This is a genomic window from Bradyrhizobium lablabi, assembly GCF_018131005.1.
GTDB lineage: Bacteria > Pseudomonadota > Alphaproteobacteria > Rhizobiales > Xanthobacteraceae > Bradyrhizobium > Bradyrhizobium lablabi_D.
Map to the genome: position 1 here is coordinate 191,722 of NZ_JAFCJK010000008.1, position 19,744 is coordinate 211,465.

The 19,744-nt window shown below is 62.7% G+C and carries 19 protein-coding genes; 7 read left to right on the forward strand and 12 right to left on the reverse strand.

Translation table 11 applies throughout. From position 1 onward, the window contains the following. Nucleotides 1–9: 9 nt before the first annotated feature. Complete coding sequence (locus JQ553_RS24520) at nt 10–1,404, forward strand: serine hydrolase (protein ID WP_212502594.1); 1,395 nt, start codon at nt 10–12, stop codon at nt 1,402–1,404. 11 nt (nt 1,405–1,415) lie between these two features. Here the strand turns inward: JQ553_RS24520 and JQ553_RS24525 are convergent, their stop codons facing one another. The 5 genes from JQ553_RS24525 to JQ553_RS24545 form a co-directional block, all read right to left on the reverse strand. Further along, on the reverse strand, nt 1,416–2,483 hold the full coding sequence (locus tag JQ553_RS24525) for a low specificity L-threonine aldolase (protein WP_212502595.1): 1,068 nt from the start codon (nt 2,481–2,483) through the stop codon (nt 1,416–1,418). A 92-nt stretch (nt 2,484–2,575) separates the two neighbouring features. Beyond that, entirely contained in the window at nt 2,576–3,193 is a 618-nt protein-coding gene (gene rpsD / locus JQ553_RS24530) for a 30S ribosomal protein S4 (protein WP_212502596.1), read from the reverse strand. A gap of 299 nt (nt 3,194–3,492) precedes the next feature. Beyond that, entirely contained in the window at nt 3,493–3,882 is a 390-nt protein-coding gene (locus JQ553_RS24535; RefSeq protein ID WP_212502597.1) for a cupin domain-containing protein, read from the reverse strand. A 249-nt stretch (nt 3,883–4,131) separates the two neighbouring features. After that, nucleotides 4,132–4,368, reverse strand: a complete 237-nt coding sequence (locus JQ553_RS24540; RefSeq protein WP_212502598.1) for a hypothetical protein — start codon at nt 4,366–4,368, stop codon at nt 4,132–4,134. Between the two features lie 479 nt (nt 4,369–4,847). Next, entirely contained in the window at nt 4,848–6,518 is a 1,671-nt protein-coding gene (locus JQ553_RS24545; protein ID WP_249144548.1) for an alkyl/aryl-sulfatase, read from the reverse strand. A gap of 103 nt (nt 6,519–6,621) precedes the next feature. Between JQ553_RS24545 and JQ553_RS34640 the strand changes: the two genes are divergently transcribed. Further along, on the forward strand, nt 6,622–6,909 hold the full coding sequence (locus JQ553_RS34640) for a hypothetical protein (RefSeq protein WP_249144549.1): 288 nt from the start codon (nt 6,622–6,624) through the stop codon (nt 6,907–6,909). 93 nt (nt 6,910–7,002) lie between these two features. On the opposite strand, the gene JQ553_RS24550 is transcribed toward JQ553_RS34640, so the two are convergent. Further along, nucleotides 7,003–8,067 (reverse strand): GTP-binding protein, encoded by a 1,065-nt coding sequence (locus JQ553_RS24550; protein ID WP_212502599.1) that lies wholly within the window; start codon nt 8,065–8,067, stop codon nt 7,003–7,005. 119 nt (nt 8,068–8,186) lie between these two features. Here JQ553_RS24550 and JQ553_RS24555 point away from each other — a divergent pair, with 119 nt between their 5' ends. Continuing rightward, nucleotides 8,187–9,299: a cyclase family protein gene (locus JQ553_RS24555; protein WP_212502600.1), complete on the forward strand. Its 1,113-nt coding sequence runs from the start codon at nt 8,187–8,189 to the stop codon at nt 9,297–9,299. A gap of 114 nt (nt 9,300–9,413) precedes the next feature. Here JQ553_RS24555 and JQ553_RS24560 read toward each other — a convergent pair whose 3' ends face one another. The 4 genes from JQ553_RS24560 to JQ553_RS24575 form a co-directional block, all read right to left on the reverse strand. Beyond that, nucleotides 9,414–12,707, reverse strand: coding sequence for an efflux RND transporter permease subunit (locus JQ553_RS24560; protein ID WP_212502601.1), 3,294 nt, complete (start codon nt 12,705–12,707; stop codon nt 9,414–9,416). 1 nt (nt 12,708) lies between these two features. Next, nucleotides 12,709–13,932 carry an efflux RND transporter periplasmic adaptor subunit gene (locus JQ553_RS24565; RefSeq protein WP_212502602.1) on the reverse strand — a complete coding sequence of 408 codons (1,224 nt, stop codon included), beginning with the start codon at nt 13,930–13,932 and terminating at the stop codon, nt 12,709–12,711. A 110-nt stretch (nt 13,933–14,042) separates the two neighbouring features. After that, nucleotides 14,043–14,393 (reverse strand): hypothetical protein, encoded by a 351-nt coding sequence (locus JQ553_RS24570; protein WP_212502603.1) that lies wholly within the window; start codon nt 14,391–14,393, stop codon nt 14,043–14,045. Nucleotides 14,394–14,502: 109 nt separating this feature from the next. Further along, on the reverse strand, nt 14,503–14,967 hold the full coding sequence (locus tag JQ553_RS24575) for a hypothetical protein (protein WP_212502604.1): 465 nt from the start codon (nt 14,965–14,967) through the stop codon (nt 14,503–14,505). A gap of 665 nt (nt 14,968–15,632) precedes the next feature. On the opposite strand from JQ553_RS24575, the gene JQ553_RS24580 reads away from it, so the two are divergent. Together JQ553_RS24580 and JQ553_RS24585 are read left to right on the forward strand one after the other, a co-directional pair. Further along, nucleotides 15,633–15,860, forward strand: coding sequence for a hypothetical protein (locus JQ553_RS24580; protein WP_212502605.1), 228 nt, complete (start codon nt 15,633–15,635; stop codon nt 15,858–15,860). Then, a complete protein-coding gene (locus JQ553_RS24585) occupies nt 15,857–16,084 on the forward strand; it encodes a hypothetical protein (protein ID WP_212502606.1) in 228 nt (75 codons plus the stop codon). Before JQ553_RS24580 ends, JQ553_RS24585 begins: the two co-directional genes overlap by 4 nt. Nucleotides 16,085–16,090: 6 nt before the next feature. Here the strand turns inward: JQ553_RS24585 and JQ553_RS24590 are convergent, their stop codons facing one another. Continuing rightward, nucleotides 16,091–16,867, reverse strand: coding sequence for an HpcH/HpaI aldolase/citrate lyase family protein (locus JQ553_RS24590; protein ID WP_212502607.1), 777 nt, complete (start codon nt 16,865–16,867; stop codon nt 16,091–16,093). Nucleotides 16,868–17,161: 294 nt separating this feature from the next. On the opposite strand from JQ553_RS24590, the gene JQ553_RS24595 reads away from it, so the two are divergent. Then, on the forward strand, nt 17,162–17,989 hold the full coding sequence (locus tag JQ553_RS24595; protein WP_212502608.1) for an LssY C-terminal domain-containing protein: 828 nt from the start codon (nt 17,162–17,164) through the stop codon (nt 17,987–17,989). Between the two features lie 53 nt (nt 17,990–18,042). Here JQ553_RS24595 and murI read toward each other — a convergent pair whose 3' ends face one another. After that, complete coding sequence (murI, locus tag JQ553_RS24600) at nt 18,043–18,840, reverse strand: glutamate racemase (RefSeq protein WP_212502609.1); 798 nt, start codon at nt 18,838–18,840, stop codon at nt 18,043–18,045. Nucleotides 18,841–19,022: 182 nt separating this feature from the next. Between murI and JQ553_RS24605 the strand changes: the two genes are divergently transcribed. Further along, nucleotides 19,023–19,586 carry a cytochrome b gene (locus JQ553_RS24605; protein ID WP_212502610.1) on the forward strand — a complete coding sequence of 188 codons (564 nt, stop codon included), beginning with the start codon at nt 19,023–19,025 and terminating at the stop codon, nt 19,584–19,586. The last annotated feature ends 158 nt before the right edge of the window (nt 19,587–19,744 follow it).

The following is a 19,744-nucleotide window of genomic DNA, read 5'->3' on the forward strand; positions in this document are numbered from 1 at the left end:
GCTGATCTCATGCAACGCATCGAGCGTGTCGTAAATGGATTGAGGACCGCTGTCATCGTCGACGGCGATACTCCGATGAAGCTCGCGGACCGGATGAACGAACTCCATGTTCCCGGCGTCAGCATCGCGGTGATTCATGGAGGCGCAATCGAATGGGCGCGGGGCTTTGGCAACGCCGTCATCGGTGGGCCGCCCGTTGGGCCCGAGACACTGTTTCAGGCCGGCTCGATCAGCAAGCCGGTGACGGCGGTTGCGGCGCTGGCCCTCGTTCAGGCCGGGAAGCTCGATCTGGATGCCGATGTCAATCTCGCGCTCAGAAGCTGGAGGATCCCTCGTCATCCATTCTCCCAGTCCAAGGTTACATTGCGAAGACTGCTGAGCCATTCCGCCGGGACGACCGTGTCCGGCTTTGCGGGCTACCAGGCCGGCCAGCCGATCCCGTCGCTAGCCGAGATTCTCGATGGTACACCGCCCGCCAACAGCGCGCCTGTTAGGGTCGAGCACGAGCCCGGCAAGCAAACTCAAAGCTCCGGCGGCGGTTACGCGATCGTCCAGCAACTGCTCATCGACGTGACGGGCCGGCCGTTTCCGGCGCTGCTCGATGACACCGTCCTCGCACCGATCGGAATGACGCGTTCAAGCTTCGCGCAGCCGCTGCCTGCGGATCGGTTGCGGATGGCCGCGATGCCCTACCAGGCGAACGGTGTGCCGGTGCCGGGTGGCCCGCACATCTATCCTGAACTGGCGGCTGCTGGACTGTGGTCGACGCCCACCGACCTCGCTCATCTCTTGCTCGTCGTGTTGGATGCGCTGGCCGGCCGCGCCAATTGCCTTCTGTCCCAATCGATGGCGGCCGGGATGTTCTCCCCCGTTCTGGGAAACGTTGACGTGCTTCCTCCTGGTCTTGGACTGTATGGATTGGGCTGGCTCGTTCGCGGATCGACGCCCAATCGGCAGTTCTGGCACAACGGGGTGAACGACGGCTTCGTCAATACGATGGTGCTTTTCGAGAACGGCGAGGGCGCCGTTGTGATGACGAATGGCTGGGGCGGTCAGGTTCTCGTGGGCGAGATCTTGCGCAGCATTGCGGCCGAGTACTGCTGGCCCGATCGCCAACCCAGGGTCAGGAAGCTCGCCGCCGTAAGTCCGCAGGCGCTGGATCGCCTGCTCGGGACGTATCAGTTCACACCTACATTTTCGATCTGCATCACACGAGAGGGGGATCGCGTGTTCAGCCAGGCGACCGGGCAGGCGCGCAACGAAGTTTTTCCCGAGAGTGATCGCGATTTCTTCTTCAAGGTCGTCGATGCCGTGCTGTCGTTCGACGCCGATAGTCCGACAGCGGCAATGCAATTGAACTTTCGCCAGGATGGGAAGGACCATGTGGCGAAACGGGCTTCGTAGCCTGGCCGAGGTTATGCCGCGCGCAAGATGTCTCTGATATGGCCGATCGCCTCCTCGATCATGTCAGCCGACACGTCGAGATGGGTGCAGGCTCTGATCCGGCCGTCCATCATCGCGAGCATGATGCCGCGCTTGCGCAGTTGGGCGACCATTTTGTCTCCGGGGACGCCGGCGCTATCAGGCTTGAAGAAGACGAGGTTGGTTTCGGGCGACTGCACCTCGACGCCATTGATCTGCGACAGTCCGCGCGCGAGGGCCCGCGCATTGGCGTGATCGTCGGCGAGGCGGTCGACGTGATGATCGAGCGCGTGGATGCAGGCGGCTGCGCAAACTCCGGACTGGCGCATCGAGCCACCAAGCCGCTGCTTCCAGCGCCAGACGTCGTCGATGAAGGCGCGGGTGCCGGCGATCACGCCGCCGATCGGCGCGCCGAGCCCCTTTGAGAAATCGATCCAGGCCGAATCCCACCCTGTTGCCATGGCGCGCGCGGAAGTATTTGACGCGACCGTGGCGTTGAACAGCCGCGCGCCGTCCATGTGGGTGGCGAGGCCGTGGTCCCTGGCGATGGTCACGATCTCGTCGAGATCAGCCTTTTTCCAGATCGTGCCACCGCCGATATTGGCGGTCTGCTCGACGCTCACCAGGACCTGCGGCGGCTGATAGCGCGTGCGTGGATGCAGCGCGGCGCGGAAGGTCGCCGGCGTGAACTGGCCGTCGTCGCCCGGCAGCGGCATGATCTGGAAGCCGCCGAGCGCCGCATGCGCGCCGCCCTCGCGGGCGATGATGTGCGCGGTCGCATGCGCGAGGATCTCGTCACCCGGCCGGCAATAGACCAGCGTCGCGGCGACGTTGCACATCGTGCCCGACGGCATGAACACGGCCGCTTCCTTGCCGAGCAGGTCGGCGACACGGTCGCAGAGCAGGTTGACGGTCGGGTCGTCGCCGACCTGCTCGTCGCCGACCTCCGCTCGCGCCATCGCCTCGCGCATCGCAGGCGTCGGCCGTGTCTGCGTGTCTGATAACAGGTTGATGCGGACGGGCGGGGCGTTGGGATCGGGCCGGGCAGGGGTGTAGTGCATGTGTGTTCTCTCGGTCTGTGCGGCGCGACTTTAGCCAAACAAAAAGGCCCCGGCAAAAGCGGGGCCTTTCGTATTGCGCAACGCTGAAGTGATCAGCGCGAATAGAATTCGACGATCAGGTGCGGCTCCATCTGCACCGGGAACGGCACGTCGCCGAGACCGGGAATGCGCGCGAATTTCGCGGTCATCTTGGAGTGATCGACCTCGAGGAAGTCGGGCACGTCGCGCTCGGCAAGCTGGGCGGCTTCCAGCACCGGCGTCAGCTGCTTGGAGGCTTCCTTGATCTCGATCGTGTCGCCGACCTTGAGGCGGTAGCTGCCGATGTTGACGCGGCGGCCGTTCACCTTGATGTGGCCGTGGTTGATGAACTGACGCGCGGCAAACATCGTGGAAACGAACTTGGCGCGATAGATGACGGTGTCGAGACGGCGCTCCAGCAGGCCGATCAGGTTTTCGCCGGTGTCGCCCTTCATGCGGCCCGCCTCGACATAGATGCCGTGGAACTGGCGCTCGGAAATGTTGGCGTAGTAACCCTTCAGCTTCTGCTTGGCGCGGAGCTGCACGCCGAAGTCGGAGAGCTTGCCCTTGCGGCGCTGGCCGTGCTGGCCGGGACCGTATTCCCTGCGGTTCACGGGACTCTTCGGGCGGCCCCAGATATTCTGGCCCATACGGCGATCGATCTTGTATTTCGCCTCACTGCGCTTTGTCATCGCGGTCCTCTGTAAGAGAGTTGAAGTTTTGAGGAGACGCGCCCTCCTGTGCACCGGCCCATAGGGCTTGTGCCGACAGGTCCGCCACGAAAGCTCGGGACGTACCACGGGTCGCGAAACGCATCGCGGGCCGAAACCGGCCCGCGAGCAAGCGGGTTTCTAAGGAGAAAGTGCTGTTCTGTCAAACAAAACGGCGGGCTTTCTGGTGCCAATTCGTCAAAAACCGGCCGTTTCGGGCCCTTTTGCGGCTTTGCCGTCAAAACCGGGGCTCCGACGTCACCTTCCGGGGGACCCGGGTGCTATGGCGCCGGTTTCGCCAATGGCTCGCCGGCCTTGACCACGTAGACACCGAGCACCTTGAGCGGCTTGTCGCCGGACGCCTTGGCGTCATGCACCGCGCCTTCGGGGATCTGGTAGGATTCGCCCGCCTTCAGCTTCTGAGGCGGCTTGCCTTCGATCAGGAGTTCGAGCTCGCCTTCGAGCACGTATCCGGTCTCGGCGCCGGGATGGATGTGACGGCCCGCCGCTCCGCCCACGGGCACCTCGGCAATCGCGGTGACGGTGTTGTAGCCCGCCGGAAAATCAACCTTCTGCAGCGGAGTCCGCTTGATGCCGCTCTGTTGCGCAAAGGCGATGCCGGCGCCGGCAAACGCAACCAACGTCAGTCCGAGTATGAATTTCTTGAGCATATGTTTTTCTCCCTGTCGCAAAACCCTAGCAGCGCCGCCCCGACCGGAAAAGCTGCAAACGCCGGTTTGTCACTGTCGCCCGCAAGACGCGTTTCCCGCAAACTTGACGCCACGCGGCCTGGCTCGGGGCGTCGGAGGTGCGGCGAACGCGCGACCCAATTGTCGAGGATACTAGCCGCGAGAAAGTCCGAGGTTGCAGTCGCGAGCGACGAGGCGTGTCGCGCGCAATATCCGCCATGTCCCCACAGATCAGCCGCAGACCCGCACCCGGCGGACCCGCCAGCTATGGCCGTCCCAGAAACGCTGTGTCACCCATTCACAACTGCCAAAATCGTCATATGGCCCGGGACCCGCTCCGTAAGGGGCGGGCCAATAGCGGTCCGGCGCAGCGCCTGGGGCGACGCCACGCTGTGCGCTTGCGGGCGTAGCAGTGAGCGAACCGGCAATCGTTGTGACCACGACGATGGCAGCAAATGTCTCATTCATTCTGGGCGCTCCTGTGAGTGCATTGCCTGCAGCTTACACGGGGCATTTCGGTCATCCTGGTCCCAAGCCAGCACAAGCGTATCGGGTGCAATCTTGGTAAACACCCCAACACTCAAACGATGGCAACTGGTTTAGACGACGACAGTCGCGATAACGTGCACGACAGGAGTTTGTGCATTGCTGTTTGGTGCTCTGAGCGCGCGCCAAGGTATCAGAGCCGCGACTTGTTTTCAGCGGCTCTTGTTGCGGCGTCGTGGTCTGGGCCAGCGCCGGTGCCACCCCGCATAGCAGGAGGGCGATGATGATGCAGCCAGTTCGGTTCTTCATGGTCCTCGGTTCTTCATGGTCATGAGTAATTCCACTTCACCACCTAGCCGGATGATTCTATCGTGTTGGGTTCCGGCGCATCATTGGCCTTTGGGGCAATTCGGCATCGTCTTTCTCATCGAGCTTGTCCGGCCGTTTTGCGCTCTTATCCGTTATGGCGTCGCGATGTTGAACCAGAAATACTGGTTGAGATTGACGAGATAGCTCATGAACTCGGCGAACCTGGCCTGGTTGCCCGCGAACTTGACTTGCCCGGTCTTGACCGCGTCCTCGAACGACACCTGCTTGGTCAAGACCTTGGTCAAGGTGGTCCGATCCACGGTTACAGTGACATCGGCCTTGAGGTCGGTGTAGTCGGGCCAATGGTTAAGCACGGAGTTCTCGAGGAAGAGAGCGTGCTTCTCGTTGATGTCGGGGAAGATCCAGTTGATGATAAGCGTTTTGCCGTCTGCCTTTTTGGCGTCCAGCTGCACGCCCATGTAGCCAAACAATAACTCCGGCGACATGCTGGCGACAATGTCAACATTCGCGGCATTGGGTGTTGGCGGCTTTTTGACACCGTGCCGAAGTTCACCGGCGCCGGTCAGGTAGAAGTTGCGCCAGGGGCCGGATTCGGCCTGATACCCCATCTGCTCCAGAATATCCGCCTGGAGATTCTTCGCTTCCTGATTATCGGGCTGGGCAAACACCAGATGATTCACCAGCTCGGCGCCCCATCGGTAATCGCCTTTCTCGAATGCCTCGCGTCCGAGCCTCATCACGGCATCGGGACCGCCCATGGCCGCGACATACCTGGCTCCGGCTTGAGCGGGTGGCAAAGGATTCAGGGTTGCCGGGTTACCGTCAAAATATCCCAGATAGAAATTGTAGACCGCGCGCACGTTGTGGCTCTGGATGCCGTAGTAACCTCGGCCCGCCCACTGGTTTGCAAGCGATTGGGGAAGCGTCACGAGCTCCGGCAGCTCGTTCATGGTGTAACCCATGTTGGCGTAGTGCAGGGTCTGGTCGTGCATGAACTTGTAGGTGTCGCGCTGTACCTTGATCAGTTGGGTAATCTCGGCATTCCCCCAAGTCGGCCAATGGTGCATCGTGATCTGCACTTCATAGCGATCGCCCCACATTTGGAGGGCCTGGTTCAGATACATCGGCCATAGCCGCGCGTCCCGCGTCTTGGCGCCACGCAGCGTATAGAGGTTGTGCATCGTGTGCGTGGCATCCTCGGCCGTGTTGATGAGTTTGAACTTCGGCAGAAACCACATCATCTCCGAGGGAGCCTCCGATCCCGGCGCCATCAGGAATTCGTATTCGATGCCGTCGATAACGCGCTTCTCGCCCGTTTTGGCGATGAGGTCGGTCGGCGAAATCAGCGTGACCGTACCGCTCGGTGTCGTGATGCCCAGGCCGGTCGTCACCGTGCCCTGCGGCCCCGGGGGAACCAGATTGCCGTACATGTAGGACGCTCGTCGCGACATGGCGGTGCCTGCGAAGAGATTCTCGGCGACGAAGTCGTCGAGAAAACCTTCAGGCGCAAAAATCTTGACCTTGCCTGACTTCACGTCGGCTTCGTCCACAATGCCCCGGACACCGCCCGCGTGATCAACGTGAGAGTGCGAATAGATCACGGCCACCACCGGCCTTCTGGGCCGGTTCTGGTAGTAAAGGTCGAGCGCGGCGCGCGCGGTTTCCGCTGCTATCAGCGGGTCGTAGATCGTGATCCCTTGTTCGCCCTCCACGATAGTCAGGTTCGAGAGATCAGCCCCACGCACCTGGTAGACGCCGGGAACCACTTCATAGAGGCCAGCGTCCATCAGCAGCTGCGACATGCGCCAAAGACTCGGATTGACGGTGTCGGGGGGCGCCGCTCCGTCCTTGATGAAACCGGTAAATTTCGAGACGTCCCAAACGACCCTGCCATTCGCGTCCCTGATGATGCCGCCGTCCGGCAATCGCGCGATCAGGCCGCGTTTGGCGTTGGCGAAGTCGGTCTTGTCGGACCACGGCAGCGAGGCCGTCGAGTTCTTGTTGAATTCCAACGTGGATGGTGACGCCGGCTTTGAATCGCCGGCGGTCTGCGCCTGCGCCATGGTGGCGGCGAGCGTCAAGGTGAATCCTGCGGCCGCGAGGCGGAGCAAACACCGGGGCAGGGCGTCCAGCAGCGGCGGTCGGCTTGAAGGGGTGGTGCCTGTCAACGTGCTCTCCCATGTTACGCAATGACTCGCAATTATCAGCGGCAGAGGCGGATTCGATTGACCAAGGCGTTACTCGCAACTGGCGGCGACGCCATTTCGGGCAAATCAGCGATCGAGATCAGGCCGCTGCACGGCCTTCCTCCCAGAGGGCGAGCACCTGTTCGCGCGCAATGCCCCGGGTAATGAACACGATGCGCGAGCGGCGGTCGGCGTCCGGCCATTCGGAAAGCGCCACCGGCGGATGGAAGACATGGTGGACGCCGTGGATCGCGACCGGTGTCGGCTCGCCGCAAAGATTGAGAATTCCCTTGACCCGCAACAGGTCCTCGCCGCGCGCGTTGCGCAGATAAGCGAGCCAGTGCGATACGGCCATCCAGTCGAGCGGTTCGTCGAAGGCGAGCACGAAGCTGGTGATCGATGCGTCGTGGCTGTGATTGATGTGGTGGCCGTGATGGTCGTGATCGTGGTGCTCGTGCGCCGCCTCGCAGTTTCCTGCGAATGCCTGCTCGTTGAGCCAGCGCGCGACGTCGACCCGCTTCCGCTCGGGATCGACCAGGCCGGCACCAAACAGCCCCGCCGGATCGACCTCGCCATGCATCACGCTTTCGACCCTGGCTCCGGGGTTGATCCGATGCAGTCGCGATTGCAATGCGTCAATGTCGCTGACCAAATCGCGTTTGGTGATCAGCAGCCGGTCGGCCAGCGCCACCTGCTTCACCGCTTCAAATTGACGTTCGAGCTGATGAACCGCGTTGACGGCGTCGACCGTTGTCACGACGGTGTCGAGCCGCAGGAAATGCGAGACCAATGGATTGTTCAACAGGAGCTGGACGATCGGGGCGGGATCGGCCAGACCCGTTGTCTCCACCAGGATACGGCGGAATGGGGGTACCTCGCCGCGGTCGCGTCGCACCAAAAGCGCGCGCAGGGTCTCCTCGAGGTCGCTGCGAATTGTGCAGCAAATACAACCGCTCGCGAGCACTGCGACCTCGCCATCGACGCGCTCGACCAGCAGGTGGTCGAGACCGACTTCACCATATTCGTTGATGATGACGGCACTGTCTCTCATCGCATCGTGGCGCAGCAGGCAATTGAGCAGGGTGGTCTTGCCGCTGCCGAGAAAACCGGTGATCAATGACACCGGCAGCCGCTCGGCCGACTTGTCGTTTTCGAACAGGCTCATCGGCGCGCCCTCATCCCGACCGTCTCGTTTTTGTAGCTGGACAACAGCCTAGCGGAGGAGGAGCATGCCGAAAATAATTTTTTAAGCCCAGACTATGGGCGCAACCTGGGAGGGTAACGATGGACGACGGCGTCAGCGGCCAAGACCAGAGCAAGCAGGAGCAGAGCAGTGGGATGACGACCGATCGGCGGACCTTGCTCCGCACGGCCGGTCTCGCGGGCGCCGCGGGAGCAACGCTCGCGGGCGCGATGCATGGCAAGTTCGCGCTCGCGCCGATCAGCGAAGCCCAGGCCCAAACTGCTCCGGCATCGATGCCCAAGGGAGTCGACAAGCCATGGTGGCCCTCGAAATGGGGCAAGGATGACGAGTCCGGTGCATCCAACCACATCACGCCGGCGAAGGTGCTCGACACGGTGAAATGGATCAAGGACGGCAAGATCTACAGGATCGGCCGGGTCTACGAGCAGGGCATGCCGCTGTTCGGCGCGCGGGCATTCTCGCTGCGCATTCCCGGTGGTCCGACCGGCGGTCCGTTCGGCGACAACAAGCTTGTGTATCACGACGAGTTTCTCGCCACCGAGATCGGCCAGACCGGCACGCAGTTCGACGGTCTCGGCCACATCGGCATCCAGATGGGCAAGGACGGCGACAGGAGCGAGATGCGGTTCTACAACGGCTTCACGGCGCAGGAGATCAGCGACGCATACGGTCTCAAGAAGCTCGGCGTCGAGAGGCTGAAGCCGCTCTTCACCCGCGCTCACCTGATCGACATGGTCGCGCTCAAGGGCGGGATGATGGACGCCGGCCAGGAGATCACCACGGCCGACATCAAGGCGGCGTTGCAGAAGCAGAACATCGCCGAAAGCGACATCAAGCCGGGCGACGCAATCATGTTCCACACCGGCTGGGGCTCGCTGTGGATGAAGAACAATGACCGCTTCAACAGCGGCGAGCCGGGCATCGGCCTCGACGCCGCAAAATGGGTGGTCGAAAAGGACCTCGCGCTCACCGGGGCCGACACCTGGGCGGTCGAGGTGGTGCCAAATCCCGACAAGTCGCTCGCCTTCGTGGTTCATGCCGAACTGCAGACCAAGCACGGCATCCACAACCACGAGAACCTGATCTTCGACGACCTTATCGCCGACAAGAAGTATCAGTTCGTCTATTGCTTCGCGCCGGCTCCCATCAAGGGCGCCACCGGCAGCAATGGCTGCCCGATCGCGATCACCTGACGCGCGTCGGCGTGGGCGGATGCGCCGCCCACGCCGGTTTTCCTTCGAAGGTTTGTTTCCCGGCGTTGCAATCGACGCGAGCCGACCGGCGAGCATTGCCTGGAAGCAGGCCCATTATTCTCGCTTTGAATATTGTCGTTCATGGTCCAAGGCGGATGTGGGTAAGGCGGACCCGAATCCAGGCCTCCCCACTGCAAATACGCTTCTTGGCTTTTCTCGCGAACTTCCCTGGTCTCTGCCAAGACGGAGATAGAGCGCGGGCAGCACCGCAAGCGTCAGGAGCGTTGCGGTAATCAAGCCGCCGATCACCACGGTCGCAAGCGGCTTCTGAACCTCGGCGCCAGTTCCCGTGGCGAGCGCCATCGGCAGGAAGCCGAGCGAGGCGACCAGCGCGGTGATGATGATGGGGCGGAAACGCGCCAGCGCGCCTTCCTCAATTGCTGCCGCAAGGTCCCGGCCTCTATCGCGCAACTGGCGAATGAAGCTCAGCAGAACCAGCCCGTTGAGCACGGCGACGCCGGACAGCGCTATGAAGCCGACGGCAGCGGAGATCGAGAACGGCATCCCGCGCAGCCACAGCGCAAACACGCCGCCGGTCAGCGCGAGCGGCACTGCACTGAATACGAGCAGTGCGTCCCGTGCTGAGCCCATCGCGCTCAAAAGCAGCAGGAAGATCATGACGAAGCACGCCGGTACGACGACCGCGAGACGCTGACGCGCGGCGGCCAGATTTTCCGACTGGCCGCCCCAGGTGATCCAGTAACCGGGCGGCAGTTTGACGCTGCGCGCGACACGCTGCTGAGCCTCCTCCACGACGGAGCCGAGATCGCGGCCGCGTACATTCGCAGTGACGACGATACGGCGCTTGCCGTTCTCGCGGCTGATCTGGTTCGGCCCCTCGGCAAAGGAGAACTTTGCGACGCGGCTCAACGGTACGCTCTGCACCGGTGCGGTCGGCGTCGCTCTGGGCAATGCGACCGGCAGATTGCTCAGCGCCTCCAGGTCGGCGCGCACGCTTTCCGGCAGCCGTATGATGATCTCGAAGCTGCGATCACCTTCGAAGATCACGCCGGCCTCCTCGCCGCCGACCGCGGCGCCGATCACGTCCTGCACCGCTGCCACGCTGAGGCCCCGACGCGCGATGGCAGCCTTGTCGACTTTGATCTCCAGCACCGGCAGGCCACCGGCCTGTTCGACCTTGACGTCGACTGCGCCGCGCACGCCACGCAGAATAGACGCGACGTCGTTTGCGGCGCGCAGCATCGGCTCGAACTCGTCGCCGAAAATCTTTACCGCGATGTCGCCGCGAACGCCGGCCAAGAGCTCGTTGAAACGCATCTGGATCGGCTGGGTGAATTCGTAGGCATTGCCCGGCAGGCTGTTGACGGCCTTCGCGATCTCCTCGATCAGCGCCTCCTTGGTCATCGAACGGTCCGGCCATGCCTCATGCGGTTTCAGGATGATGAAAGTGTCGGAGGCGTTCGGCGGCATCGGGTCGCTCGCGATCTCCGCGGTGCCGGTCTTGGAAAACACGAAGGCGACCTGCGGAAAGCGGCTGACTGCCTTCTCGACGGCGAGCTGCATCGCCTGCGATTGCGTCAGCCCGGTCGAGGGAATGCGCAGCGCATGCATGGCGATGTTCTTCTCGTCCAGCGAAGGAATGAACTCCTGGCCGAGCCGGGTGAATCCGAAAAGGGCGATGGCGAACAGCACGACCGCGCTGGCGATGACGGGAAGAGGCGAGGCCATGGCGTAATGCAGCAGCGGAGCGTAAGCGCGCTTCAGCGCGGCCACGAAACGGTTCTCGCTCTCCTGAACCTGGCCGGTCAGGCTGATCGCGATCAGCGCGGGCACCAGCGTCAGCGACAACACGAAAGCGGCGGCGAGCGCGAGAATGACGGTGAGCGCCATCGGCTCGAACATTTTGCCTTCGACGCCGGTAAAGGTGAGGAGCGGCACGTATACCAGGAGGATGGTGGCCTGCCCGTAGACGCTGGGCTTGACCATCTCGACCGTGGACGCCCGCACGGTGGCGAGGCGCTCCTCGCGCGTGAGCAGGCGGCCGAGGTCGCGCTGTTTTTCGGCGAGATGGCGCAGGCAGTTCTCGGTGATGATGACGGCACCGTCTACGATCAGGCCGAAGTCGAGGGCGCCGAGGCTCATCAGGTTGGCGCTGATGCGGCCCTGCCACATGCCGATTGCGGTCATCAGCATCGAGAGCGGGATGACCAGCGCGGTGATCAGCGCGGCGCGTAAATTGCCGAGCAGGAAAAAGAGCACGGCGATCACGAGCAGTGCGCCCTCGGTCAGGTTCTTGGCGACCGTGCCGATGGTCGCGTCCACAAGCTGCGTGCGGTTGAGCACGGTGGTGACCTCGACGCCCGGCGGCAAGGTCGGCGCGATGGCGCGCAGTTTGGCATCGACGGCGGACGAGACTGTGCGGCTGTTGGCGCCGATCAGCATCAAGGCGGTGCCAACGACGACCTCGCGGCCGTTCTCGCTGGCGCTGCCGGTGCGGGTCTCGCCGCCGATCGAGACGGTGGCGAGATCGCGCACGCGTACCGGCACGCCACCGCGGGTGCTGACGACCACCGAGCCGAGTTCCTCGATATTTTCCAGCCGCCCGCCGGAGCGCACCACGATACCCTCGCCGTTGCGCTCGATGTAGCGCGCGCCTCGACTGACATTGTTGGCCTCGACGGCTTTGGCGACGTCGGCAAAGGTGAGGCCCAGCGCGATCAGCTTCGCGGCATCAGGATTGACCTGGTATTGCTTGAGATAGCCGCCGATCGAATCGATGCCGGCGACGCCGGCCACCATCTTGATCTGCGGCTTGACGATCCAGTCCTGTACCGCGCGCAGATAAGCGTTCAGTTCGATCTCGCTTTCGAGCATTTGCCCGTCGGGCGTGAGAAAGCGGCCGTCGCGCTGCAGGCCGGACATGCCGTCGCGCTCAGCCGGCTTGTCGGAAAAATGTACCGTCCACATGTAGATTTCGCCGAGGCCGGTGGAGATCGGGCCGATGCGGGGCTCGATGCCCTGCGGCATACGGGCGCGGATTTCGGTCAGGCGCTCGCCGACCTGCTGGCGCGCAAAATAGATGTCGGTGCGCTCGGTAAAGGTGGCCGTGACCTGCGAAAAGCCGTTGCGCGACAGCGAGCGTGTGCTTTCCAGGCCCGGCACGCCGGCCAGCGCTGTCTCGATCGGAAAGGTGATCTGCTTCTCGATCTCGGCCGGAGACAGCGCCGGCGCAACGGTGTTGATCTGCACCTGCTTGTTGGTGATGTCGGGCACCGCGTCGATTGGCAGTTTCGTCAGCGCATAGGCGCCGATCGCGGCAGCGATGGCGCCGAGGGTGACGACGACCCAGCGACGGCGGATTGCGAAATCGATGATGGCTTCAACCATGTCAGTGCCCGTGCTCCGCCTCGCCCTTTTCGAGCTCGGCTCTCAGCGTGAAAGTGTTGGCGACCGCATAGATCTCGCCCGGTGCCAGGCCGCTCACGATCTCGACGTCGTCGTCATCCTGGCGGCCGGTTCGCACCTGCCTGGCTTCAAAGCCTTCGGCTTCCCGCACGAACAGGGTCGGCGCGCCCGTGACTGTTTGCAGTGCCTTGCGCGGCACGATCACCTTTGAAGGCTGGTCACCGAGCGGAACCTCCGCGGTGACGAACGTGCCGGGCTTCCAGCGATGCTCTGGATTGGGAAGACTGGCGATAACGCGCGCGTTGCGGGTTTCGCGGTCGAGCAGGGGGCTGACGAAAATGATGTTGGCGACTGCCTCGCCCTCGATGCCGATGCCGCGGATGGAGATCGGAACCCCCTCGCGCACCGAGGCGATGTCCTCGGGCGAGACGGCGAGATCGACCCAGATGTTGTCGAGATTGACGATAACGAAGAGCTCGCTCTCCTGTCCTTCGCGTCCGATCAGGCCGCCGAGATCGACGCGCCGCTCCGAAACGCGCCCCGAGATCGGCGAGCGCAGGAATTGCTTGCGCAGGCTTTCCGGCGGTTGGTTCGGCAGGTCGGTAATTTCGCTTTCCGAGAGCCCGAGCGCGAACAGTTTTTGCCGTGCGCCGTCGAGCTTGATCTGAGCCTCATTGGCGGTGAGCTGGGTCCGCAAAAATTCATTCTCGGAGACGGTACGGCTCTCAACCAGCGCTTTGGCGCGGTTGAACAGTGTCTGCCGTAGTTCGTTGGTGACGCGGGCGGCGAGATATTCGCTCTTGGCTTCCGCCACATCGCGGCTCTCGATCACGGCGACGATCTCGCCCTGTTCGACGGTGTCGCCGAGTTTCTTGCGAAGCTCAGCGACGGTGGCGAGTACGCGAACCGAGACGCGAGCGATGTGATCGGCATCGGGAATCAGCGAGCCCGGCGCAAGAAAGTGGCGTCGCAGCGCACCGCCTTTGGCTTGCGCGAGCGTGATGCCTGCGTCACGGATCTGCCGGTCCGTGAGCACGATGCGCCGCGGGCCGTCATCATGGCCGTGCGTGTTGCCTGGGTTGTGCGCCGTCTCGGCGTGGTCACTGCCGGCATCGAACGATACGGGCCAGCCGGTCGTTGCCGCGACCGCGACAATGGCGGCGATGCCGGCAGCCATGCCGGCAACAAAGAGAAGAATACGTTTCATCTGCGCGTTCCCGCTGCGCAGCCGTGCTGGCATGCGCGTGCTTGACCGATCAATGCGAAGGATGCCCGCCGCGAAAGTTGCGGCGTGGCTCGGCGGCCGTGAGGGCCGGATCAGACGCGGGGTGGCTTAAAGGGGGAGGTGAGATCGGCCGTCGCAGGCGCGAGCATTGCGGCAAGGCGATGCGGGCGCGAGACGTAATCGATTGCGACCGCGCTGTCCTGCGGGGCGACGGTCGTGACATGGGAGAGGCAATGGTCGCCGTGCAGCGTGGCGGCAGGATCGCCGGGCGCCTTGCCGGAAATGTCGCAGCTCGTTGATGCGGTCGCGACGGTTACGAAGCCGCCGTCGCCCTCATAGCTCCAGCCGTGGAAGAACGACAGCACCAACGCGAGCGAGATCAGCGCCGCAAGCACGCTGCGCCAGGCGCTCTTCGCGGGTCGAGCTGAAGCCGTTGTTGCCATTTGGACTTAGTAGCGCCAATTCGGTGGAGCTACAAGGCGAAGAACCCGAGCGAACAATGTAACACTGGGGTCACCAGGTTGCGGCAAGATGCCATAGATATGAAACGAGCTATTTCTCGAAGTGACAGATACTGGCGACCGACGACGACAGGTCCTTCCCGGCGTCGTCGCTGAGATCAATGCGTGGATATTGAGGGATCATGTGCAGCATGTTGGTGTTGAGCACGATGATGATCCATCTGTTTTTGTGATCGTAAAGACCCGTATTCGCCTCGGTGTATTTCGCCACGCTGATGAAGCCATCCTGCGTGCCGCCCCTGGAGGCCTGGTGCGCACGAATACACTCATCCAGATCCTGATCGAAGGGCCCCTTTGAGCGGAGTTTCGCAAGGGCGTCCTTTTCTCTCTGGTTCAAGAACGTTTGCGCCTTTGGGTCCTTCCTCATCGAGAAATAACCGAGGCGCACAAGCTCGACGTCGTCCGCGTTGTTGCGCTTTCCCTGGCCGACCTCACTGCTCAAATTCCACATGATCGATCCGGAGACTCGACCTCGCACGAATAGCGCAGCGACCATAGCGGCCTCTCCTTGGTTTGACCCTCTCCCAAGGCCCATGATCGCACTGATCCCATGAGCGCGGAAGCCGCTCAAGGGACGGTCAAGATGGCGCTTCGCGACGACGCACGAGCTTCGGCGAAACGTAAGCTGTGAGCAGATCGGCGCGCTTGCCTAATTGCCCGGTATGCCACCGTTCGGAGCCCCAGGCCTCGGCGGCGGCGCGCTGCCGCCAACGCCGCCTGACGAGGTACTAAACCGGGACCCGGGCTTGGATGGCGCTGCGCTACCGCCCACGCCTCCCGAAGCAACAGACGGGTCTCCTGGCCGGGGCGGCAGCGGACTGCCGCCCGCGCCCTGCGCAAAGGCCTGAATTGGCCCGAGTATGAGACCCACGGCGATCAACGTGGCGAGCTTGGTTTTGGTCATTCGCTTCTCCCAATGATGTCTCTTCGACAATCCCTGGGCCCGGCGTAAAGTTCACGGACGGCTGGGGCGATAACTCGCACTTGAATTTTGTTCTTGTTTCGTTCACTATGGGCACTTTCCATAATGGCTCGCCATGGATGCCCAGAAAGAACGAGAAATCATCCGTCTCTGGAATCTCCTCCGTCGTCTCCAACGGGAGGGACGGCCGACGACGGCCATTCGGCTGAAAATCGAACAGGCGCTGGCGGAAACGGATCATGCAGCTTGACCACATCAGGGGCGAGATCGAACGCATGCGCGCCCAGGTGGGCCGCCAGCGGAGGGAGATCCTCGCGCTCCAACATGCCGGCATTTCCACGACGTCAGCCGAGGTTTTGCTCCAGCGGATGCTCGACAAGATCGACAATCTTTGTATCGAGCGCGACCGCCTCAAGAAGGAGTTGCCGAAGCTGAAATCCAAAGTCCTCGGGGGGCGGAACTGGTGACGAAGGATTGCAAATACTTCACCGACAGTCCCGACCAGCCGCCGTTTCTCAAAGCCCTCGCTGAAGTCAGGCGTATCGGTGTGCATGAGGGGTGGTGCTACCACCATGTCCGCGCGATCCTTCTCGCGATCGATCAGTATGCCGAAGCGGCCACGGGTAACCGGGAGTTCTTCTGGAACAGGCCGCACTCGATTGGTGGCTCAAGGAGAGGAGACGTGCCGTAGAGCTGTTCAGCGCTTGATCCCCGCGAACGCCGCCGCAATTCCGCGCTGGAACAGCGACCAGTCGAAACCGAGTGCGATCGCCAGGTAGCCGCGGTCGATCAGGGCGTTGGCCTGCTCGGCGGTGCGCGCGACGCCGCCGATCGGAACGCCGCTTTTCAACATGACTTCCTCGGCGCGCCGCATCAGCGCGACCACTTCCGGGTCGTCAGGCAGGCCACGCTTGTTGATCGAGGTGGCGAGGTCGCCAGGGCCGATCACGGCAAGGTCAATGCCCGGCGTTGCCATGATCTCGTCGATACGGTTCACCGCCTCGACATGCTCGATCGTGATCAGGCAGATCATGTCGTCATCGGCGGTCGCCATGTAGTCGGCCATCGAGACGCCCCAGCGGAACGGGGCGTGGAACGGGCCCCAGAGCCGGTCTCCCTTCGGCGGATAGCGCACGCTGCGCACAGCCTTTTCCGCTTCGGCCGCGTTGCAGATCATCGGAAAGTTGATGCCGAGCGCACCAAGATCCATTGGCGCCTTCGCAAGCCACGGCTCGTTGGAGGCGATCCGCGCCATCGGCACGCAGGGCGTGCCCGATGTGGCCACGATCATCGCATGCGCTGTGGTGAGATCGATCGGGCCGTGCTCGAGGTCGATGATGATCCAGTCCAGCGACTGCGCCATGATCTGCACGGTCTGGACGCTCGGGATGGTGGCGATCGCGCCGAAGGTCGGGCACTTCTCGCGCCATTGCTGGCGGAGGCGGTTGAGCGGCGTAAGCGGTGCGGACGTCAAATCCAATCCTCCCTCGCTGGGGCGTGTACTTCATGGATGGTACAGCGATAATCTACATTGCAGATTATCTGGCCCCCAGTCTTGCCGCCGCTGCTGTTCATAGGCCACGAAGACTGGTTCTAGCCACGGAAGCCGGGGGCGTGAGCTATATCGGCGTCGGCCGATTTCGCCACCCCAGTGTGTTGGCGCGCGACATATGGGTGAACGCGCGACGGATTCATCTTTTTGTTGGACCGGCCAACTCGAGAAGTTGCAGGATCTGATGCGAATTCCGAACCCAGGCCGTGCAAGATCATGAAGTTACTCAAGCGCCTTGTGCAACGTTTGCTGATCTTCGGATTGGGAATCTTCTGCGTCTGGTTGATTGTCTTTGTCGTCTTTGAAACCGCGGACCGTAGACTATCCTGGATCCTGGCCGTCGCTGTCACTTACGGCATTGCCGCGTATATTGTCCTGCCGCGCGCCATTCGGATGGGGCTCAAGATTCTCCAAAGCAAGCGTGTACCGAGTTACACGATCACCGGTGACGGGTTACCTGGAGACCCCGTGAACGTCGTGCTCGTCGGTACGCTCCAGCAGCTTCGCGACGCCTTTGCGGCGCTCGGCTGGTCGGAGGCAGATCGTCTCAGTCTGGCCAGCTCATGGGGCATGGCCCGAGCCTTCGTGTTCAACGTTCCATATCCCAGCGCCCCATTTAGCACCCTTTATCTTTTCGGACGTGGCCAGGACATCGGCTTTCAAAAGGCGATCGACAACAGCCCGCGGAAGCGCCATCACATACGGTTCTGGGCTTTGAGCCAAAAACGTGCCCAGGCCACCTGGGGAACCGCGGGTTTTTGGCTGAACACCGAACGCCCTCCGGAAGATGAGAGCGTTCTCTGGATAGGAGCCGGCACCAGGGATACGGGCCTTTCCTTCACTCGCCTTTCATTTCAGATCACCCACGCCACGGATTCTGACACGAATGCAGAGCGCGACTATATTGTCGGCGAGTTGAGAAAAAATCGATCTATCGAGGCAGTGCAAGTGTATAGAGCGGGCGAGAATCTCGTCACCGAACGGATCAACCACTACATTACTGACGGCGAAATCACGCTGGCGATCCTCGCAAATTGCGATTGATGCATTGCCGTTGCTAATCTACCGGCGCCCCACGGCGCCGGAAAAGCGCAGGATCAGGCCGGAACGCGGCCGCCGAAGAATGGCGTCAAGGCTTGCGCCAGCGTGTGCCTGCGTTTGGAAGTGAAGAGCATCTCCGCGCCGAGTTCATCATGCTCCCGGCCCGGCGGGCCAAGCAGGTCGGAGACGCGGCGGGCAATCGCCGGGGCCGGATCGATCCAGTCAACCGGCCACGGCGCGAGCTTCGTGAGCCGGTCCAGCAGCAACGGATAATGCGTGCAGGCGAGCACGATGGTGTCGGTGCGGGCGGGGTCGTCGGCGCCGGTACCGACAAAACAGGGCGCAAGCTCGGCGGCGATCTCCACGTCACGCACCGTATGCCCGTTCAGCGCGGCCTCCGCGAGCGAGGCGAGCTCCCCGGAGCCGACCAGGGTCACCTCGCAGCCTTGTGCGAAATCATGGATCAGCTTGCGGGTATATTCCCGCTTCACGGTGCCGCTGGTGCCGAGCACGGAGACGCGCTTGGTCGTCGACGAGGCGCAGGCCGGCTTGATCGCGGGCACGGTCCCGACAAAGGGCAAGGTGTAGGCTGCGCGCAAATGCGACATCACGAGCGTGGACGCGGTGTTGCAGGCGATCACGACGAGGTCAGGGGCGTGGGCCTTGATCAGCTCGCCGACCAGCGGCACCACCCGGGCGATGATCTCATCCTCGCCATGGTGGCCATAGGGGAAGAAGGCGTCGTCGGCGACGTAGACATAATGTGCGTCAGGCCGCGCGCGCACGATTTCGCGGAGCACCGTGAGGCCACCGAGGCCGGAATCGAAGACGAGGATCGTCGGGGGAGCTGACACGGCCGCGAGCCTACTCGATCCAGGGTTACGATTCAGTTGTTTTTGGCTATCCATGCCCCAAGGCCACACAAGGCGGTGACCTTTGAACGATTCAAATCGCCTTGACCGCCGCCGGCGGTTATCAGGTTAAGCCGTTGCCGTCACGGTCAAAATTCGGGTAGGGCGCAGGGGACAAGCCGCATATGATCGGAAATACCTCGTCGCGCTGGGGAACGCTCGCGCGTGCGTTCCATTGGGTCCTCGGCATCGCGATCATCGGCATGATCGCCTATGGCTGGTGGATGAACCACATCCCGGCGCGTCCGGACCGCTTCTTTTACCGCTCGATTCACGCCGATATCGGCTATCTGATCCTGCTGTTGACCGCACTCCGGCTGCTCTGGCGCGGCGTCAATCCGACGCCGGCGCTGCCGGATGACGTGCCGGGCTGGCAGCGTATCGCGGCGCGCGTCAGCCATGGCGCGCTCTATGCCGTCACGATCCTGGTGATCATGCTGGGCTGGGCGCATTCGGGCGCGAGCTCGCGGGACTATTCCAGTTTCTTCGGGCTGTTTCACGTCCCGCAGTTTACGTCACCGGATAGGGAAGCGGCGCGGGCGTATGAACACCGCCACATCTTCTTCGCCTATGTGCTGCTTGCGCTGATCGCGCTCCACGTCGTCGCCGCGGCGTTCCACCATTTCGTCAGGCGCGATCGCATCGCGTCGCGCATGGTGGGGGCGGAAGCGGCCGACCGCACGATCTAGCCGCCCAGGCCAAGCTGCACTGGGCTGCCGACGAAGCGTCGGGGCAGAACGTCGCTTCCTGTCCCGCGACGATTTGCACGATTCTCGCTTTGATTGTGCTTGTCTGGAAAGCAATTTCAGGCAAACATACTGCTTTTGCCGATTTTTAGTGCGGAAGC